General features: G+C 71.3%; 6 protein-coding genes and 1 pseudogene. 6 read left to right on the top strand and 1 reads right to left on the bottom strand.

Annotation, left to right across the window (positions count from 1 at the left end; genetic code table 11):
* The 5 genes from AC162C_RS13395 to mqnC form a co-directional block, all read left to right on the top strand.
* Nucleotides 1-392: polyprenyl synthetase family protein (locus AC162C_RS13395; protein WP_484097983.1), on the top strand; the 392-nt coding region annotated here is incomplete at its 5' end.
* Nucleotides 392-1,501 carry an aminofutalosine synthase MqnE gene (mqnE, locus tag AC162C_RS13390; RefSeq protein WP_484097982.1) on the top strand — a complete coding sequence of 370 codons (1,110 nt, stop codon included), beginning with the start codon at nucleotides 392-394 and terminating at the stop codon, nucleotides 1,499-1,501. The genes AC162C_RS13395 and mqnE, both read left to right, overlap by 1 nt.
* Nucleotides 1,492-2,457, top strand: a complete 966-nt coding sequence (locus tag AC162C_RS13385) for an alpha/beta fold hydrolase (RefSeq protein ID WP_484097981.1) — start codon at nucleotides 1,492-1,494, stop codon at nucleotides 2,455-2,457. Before mqnE ends, AC162C_RS13385 begins: the two co-directional genes overlap by 10 nt.
* Nucleotides 2,454-3,221: a menaquinone biosynthetic enzyme MqnA/MqnD family protein gene (locus tag AC162C_RS13380; RefSeq protein ID WP_484097980.1), complete on the top strand. Its 768-nt coding sequence runs from the start codon at nucleotides 2,454-2,456 to the stop codon at nucleotides 3,219-3,221. The genes AC162C_RS13385 and AC162C_RS13380 overlap by 4 nt, the downstream gene beginning before the upstream one ends.
* Complete coding sequence (gene mqnC, locus AC162C_RS13375) at nucleotides 3,218-4,357, top strand: cyclic dehypoxanthinyl futalosine synthase (RefSeq protein WP_484097979.1); 1,140 nt, start codon at nucleotides 3,218-3,220, stop codon at nucleotides 4,355-4,357. Before AC162C_RS13380 ends, mqnC begins: the two co-directional genes overlap by 4 nt.
* Here mqnC and can read toward each other — a convergent pair.
* A complete protein-coding gene (can, locus tag AC162C_RS13370) occupies nucleotides 4,341-5,000 on the bottom strand; it encodes a carbonate dehydratase (protein WP_484097978.1) in 660 nt (219 codons plus the stop codon). The genes mqnC and can overlap by 17 nt on opposite strands.
* Nucleotides 5,001-5,099: 99 nt before the next feature.
* On the opposite strand from can, the pseudogene AC162C_RS13365 reads away from it, so the two are divergent.
* Nucleotides 5,100-5,544, top strand: a pseudogene (locus AC162C_RS13365) (hypothetical protein); the annotation flags it as partial.

The following is a 5,544-nucleotide window of genomic DNA, read 5'->3' as shown; positions in this document are numbered from 1 at the left end:
CGGGGAAGCTCTTCGAGGCGGCGTGCGTGCTCGGCGGCGGGAGCGCCGACTACGGGTACCTCCTCGGCATCGCCTTCCAGATCGCAGACGACATCCTCGACTGCGCCGGCGAGACGATCGAGACCGGAAAGGTCCCGGGCACCGACCTGCGGGACGGGACGCCGACCCTGCCGCTGCTGCTCGCCGCGCGCGACGACCCGGTCGTGCGCGACGCGATCGCCGGCGGGCCGCTCGAGGGCGTGCTCGTACGGGTCGCCGCGACCGGCGCGCTCGAGCGCGCCCGCGAGGTTGCCCTCGACTACGCTACGAGGGCGAGGGAGGCGTTGAACGGGTCACCCCGCCGCGCAGCGCTCGACGCCCTCGCCGACGCGGTGGTGCACCGTTCCAGCTGATGGCGACCCTCGACCACACAGGCACGCTCGGAGTCGTCCGGGAGAAGGTCGAGGCCGGCGAGCGCCTCGACCTCGAGGACGGGCTCGCGATCCTCGAGTCGGACGATCTCCTCGCCCTGGGGGAGCTCGCCGACCGCGCTCGCCGACGTCGCGGTGGCACCGACGACGTCTACTTCGTCCAGAACACGTACCTGAACCAGACCAACGTGTGCCGCGTGAAGTGCAAGTTCTGCGCGTTCGCGGCGACCCGGAAGCAGGAGCACGCCTACACGATCACGGCGGAGGAGCTCGTGGAGGACGCCGTCGCCCATCACGCTGCGACCGGCTTCACCGAGATCCACATGGTCAACGGCGAGAACCCGCACGTCGACTTCGACTTCTACCGGGACACGATCGCGTCGCTCCATGCGGTGCTCCCCGACGTGCACCTCAAGTGCTACACGGCGTCCGAGATCCACCACATGACGACGCTCTCCGGCCTCACGCACGAGCAGGTGCTGCGGGAGCTCAAGGACGCGGGCCTCGGATCGTTGCCGGGCGGCGGCGCGGAGATCTTCGCCGACCGGGTGCGGCGTCTCGTCGCGCCGGGCAAGGAGCACCCGGACGTCTGGTTCCACGTCCACGACACCGCGCATCGCCTGGGCATCCCGACCCATTGCACGATGCTCTACGGCCACGTGGAGACGTACGAGGAGCGTGTCGACCACATCCTGCGCCTGCGCGAGCAGCAGGATCGCACCGGCGGCTTCCTCGCCTTCATCCCGCTCGCCTTCCACCCGGAGAACACCGTCTTCGAGCGGCGCGGGTTCCGGCACACGACCGGCGCCGACGACCTGAAGATGCTGGCGTTCTCGCGGCTGATGCTCGACAACGTCCCGAACGTCAAGGCGTACTGGATCATGATGGGGATGCCGATGGCCGCCGTCGCGCTCCACTTCGGCGCGAACGACGTGCAGGGCACGGTGATGCGGGAGGAGATCTTCAAGGCTGCCGGAGGCCGGACGGGGACGGAGCAGAAGGTGGAGGAGCTCGTCCGCTTCGTGACCGCCGCCGGCCGGGTTCCCGTGCAGCGCGACACGCTGTACAACGAGCTGCGCCGATGGCCGTGAAGGCACCGGTCGAGGTGGTGCTGACGCCGGCGCAGCGCGAGATGGACTCGCGCGACTGGAGCTTCGGCGGCACGTGGCCCTACGAGCCGCGCTGGCTGTTCACGGACGGGATCCGCCTCCACTACGTCGACGAGGGGCCCCGCGACGGCGAGCCGGTGGTGATGCTCCACGGGAACCCGACGTGGGCCTACCTCTACCGCAACTTCATCGCCCCGGTCGCCGACGCGGGATACCGCGTCGTCGCCCACGACGAGCTCGGGTTCGGCCGCTCCGACAAGCCGAAGCGCCAGCGTGAGTACTCGATCCAGCGGCACGTGAGCCACTTCGGGGCCCTGATGGACGAGCTCGGCCTCGACGGCGTCACCCTCGTCGTGCAGGACTGGGGCGGCCCGATCGGGCTCGCGTGGGCCGTCGACAACCCGGGCAGGGTGGCGCGCCTCGTCCTCCTCAACACCTTCACGGGGTCGGCCCCCCCGGGCATGGAGGCGCCCCTCGTCTTCAAGCTGATCCGCGCGCCGGGGACGGGCGAGCTGCTCGCGAAGGGCGCGCACGCCTTCGTGCGTCGGCTGCTCTTCAAGGAGGGGATCGCGCATCCCGAGCGGCTCGGCGAGCACGAGCGCGCCGCCTACCTCGCGCCGCACCCGAGCTGGGACAGTCGCACCGGCGTCCTCGCCTACCCCCGGCTGATCGCGTTCACGGAGAAGAGCCCGACGCGGCGGCTCGCCGACCACGTCGAGGCGGGCCTCGGCGCCCTCGCGGACAAGCCCGTGCTCATCTGCTGGGCGATGCAGGACCCCGCCTTCCGGGCAGAGGCGCTCGCGATGTGGCGCCACCGGTTCCCGGCGGCGGACGTTCACGAGCTCCCCGACGCCTCCCACTACCTGCAGGAGGACGCACACGAGGAGGTCGTGCCCCTCCTCCTCGACTTCCTCGGCCGAACCGAGCACCCGACGTGATCAGGCTCGGCCGCATCTCGTACGTGAACATGGCGCCGGTGTTCTTCCGGCTCGAGCACGACGTCGAGGAGGTGACGGGCGTGCCCACCGAGCTCAACCGGCTGCTGACCGCCGGCGCGCTCGACGTCGCGCCGATCTCCTCGATCGAGTACGCGCGGAACGCCGACCGCCTCCGCCTGCTGCCGCGCCTGTGCGTCTCGTCCGAGGGCGCGGTCGACTCGATCCAGCTCGTGACGCGGATGTCGCTCCCGCGTGTCCGCACGGTGGCCGTCACGCCCGAGAGCGCCACCTCGGTCGTGCTCACGAAGGTCCTGCTGCCGCAGGCCGAGCACGTGCCGCTGGGCGAGCCGGCCGACGCGACGCTGCTCATCGGGGACGCCGCCCTGCGCAGCGCCTTCGAGGACCCGACGCCGCACTACGACCTCGGCCGGCTCTGGCTCGAGCGCACCGGCCTGCCGATGGTGTTCGCGGTCTGGGCGGCGCCGGAGCCCGTCGCCGAGGGCCTGCTGGGGCTCCAGGACGCGCTCGTCGCTTCGGTGCGCATGGCCCGGGCCGAGCCGGAGCTCCTCGCCCACGAGGCGAGCCGCCAGTACGGCTACCCCGCCGGGTTCCTCGCCCGGTACTTCGAGAAGCTCCGCTACAGCTTCGGGCCGCGTGAGCGTGCGGGCCTCTACACGTTCATGGAGATGGCGCGGGACGTCGGCGAGCTCGACCGCGTCCCCGAGCTCCGATTCGTTCCCGACGCCGCGAGGGCAAGCGCGTGAGCGTGGCCCCGAGGGGGGTGGCCCCGGCGCCGGAGTCGTCCGCGGGCGGACGGGCCGTCTCCGAGATCCTCGAGGCGGCGCTCGACGGCGCCCGGATCAGCGACGCGGACGCGGCGACGCTCCTGCGCTCGCGGGACCTCGTCGCGGTCGGGCGCGTCGCGAACGAGCTCCGCAACCGGCGCAACGACCCGGGGCGCGTCACGTTCATCGTCGACCGGAACATCAACTACACCAACGTCTGCCACACGGACTGCGACTTCTGCGCGTTCTACCGGAGGCCCGGCGACACACGGGAGGCGTACCTCCTGCCGAAGCCGGTGATCTTCAAGAAGATCGAGGAGACGCTCGCGATCGGCGGCACCGGTGTCCTGATGCAGGGCGGGCACCACCCGGATCTCGACATCGCCTACTACGAGGACCTCTTCCGGTCGATCAAGAGCCGGTACCGCGTGCACCTCCACTGCCTCTCGCCGCCCGAGGTCCAGCACATCGCCCGCCGGTCGAAGCTGACCGTCTGGGAGACGCTCTCCCGGCTGCGCGATGCGGGGCTCGACTCGCTCCCGGGCGGCGGCGCCGAGATCCTCGTCGATCGCGTGCGCGACGTGATCGCGCCCAAGAAGACGACCGCCGACGAGTGGCTCGGCGTGATGCGGGAGGCGCATCGCCTCGGCATGTCGACGACGGCGACGATGATGTACGGGCACGTCGAGACGCTCGAGGAGCGCGTGGAGCACATGCGCCGCGTGCGCGAGCTGCAGGACGAGACCGGAGGCTTCCGCGCCTTCATCTCCTGGACCTTCCAGCGCGACGGCAACCGGCTCGACGACGTCGTGACCGACGAGCAGATGCCCACCTCCTTCGACTACCTGCTGACACAGGCGGTCTCCCGCATCTACCTCGACAACGTCCCCCACATCCAGTCGAGCTGGGTCACGCAGGGCATGAAGATCGGCCAGGTCGCCCTCGACTTCGGCGCCGACGACATGGGCTCCGTGATGCTCGAGGAGAACGTCGTCTCGGCTGCGGGAACGACCCACCGCACGTCGACGGACGAGCTCGTGCACCTGATTCGGGCGACCGGCCGCACCGCGGTCCAGCGCGACACGCTGTACCGCGAGGTCAGGGCGTTCGGCTAGCCGGTCGTCCCGCCGCGACGACCGCGGCGGCGCTGCGCGTCACCTCGTCCTCGCTCGACCCGCCCACCTCGAGATCCCTGAGGATCCCGTCGTGGAGCCCGTAGACGACCCCGTGCAGGGTCAGTCGCTGGCCGCGTGCCCATGCGTCCGCGACGATCGTCGTCCGACCGACGTTGATCACCTGCTCGACGACGTTCAGCTCGCACAGGCGGTCGAGCCGCTCGGCCTCGGGAACCGACTCGAGTCGTTCGACGTGTCGCTCGGCGACGTCCTGCACGTGGCGGAGCCAGTTGTCGATCAGTCCGTGGCGAGACCCCTCGAGCGCCGCCCGCACCCCGCCGCACCCGTAGTGCCCGCAGACGATCACGTCACGCACCCGGAGCACGTCGACCGCGTACTGCAGGACCGAGAGGCAGTTGAGGTCCGAGTGCACGACGACGTTGGCGACGTTGCGGTGCACGAACACCTCTCCGGGCGGGAGGCCGACGATCTCGTTCGCCGGCACCCTGCTGTCGGAGCACCCGATCCAGAGGTACGCCGGTGCCTGCTGGTCGGCGAGGCGGTCGAAGAACGACGGGTCGTCCCGCCGCACGGCGTCCGACCACGCACGGTTGGCCCGGAGCAGGTGGTCGAGGGCGCGCACGGCGCGAGCCTACCGCGAGGCGGGGTGCCCCCGATCGGTTCGGATCGTGTAAGCGGGTTCCGGACCGGCACCGTCGCTTCGCTACCGTCGGTCGCAGCCATGCTGCGCCGTCTGCTCCTCGCCGCCGCGCTCGCCCTCGTCGCCGCCGTGCCGGCGCACGCGGAGTCGCGTGCGCTCTGGCCGGGCGTCACCTACCAGACCGACGTGCAGATGACGCCGGGTGGGCCGGTCGTGATCAACGTCCTCATGGGGCCGCGCCCGGGCGGCACGACGACGCTGGCGCCGGTGCTCTCGACCGACACCGTGATCGGGAGCGAGACCCTCACCGCGATGCAGCGCCGGCTCGTCCCGAGCGCCACCAGCGCGGGCGTCAACGGCGACCTGTTCTCGCTCGCGACCGGGCGTCCGAGCGGGATGTTCATGCGCGACGGCGAGCTGCAGAGCCCACCGAACCCCGGTCGTGCGAGCGCCGGCATCCTCGCCGACGGCACGCTCGACATCCGTCGCGTCGCCTGGCAGGGGGCGTGGCAGGCGCTCGGCGGCC

The organism is Gaiella sp. (genome assembly GCF_057140465.1).
This window is presented reverse-complemented; position numbering and strand designations above follow the sequence as displayed.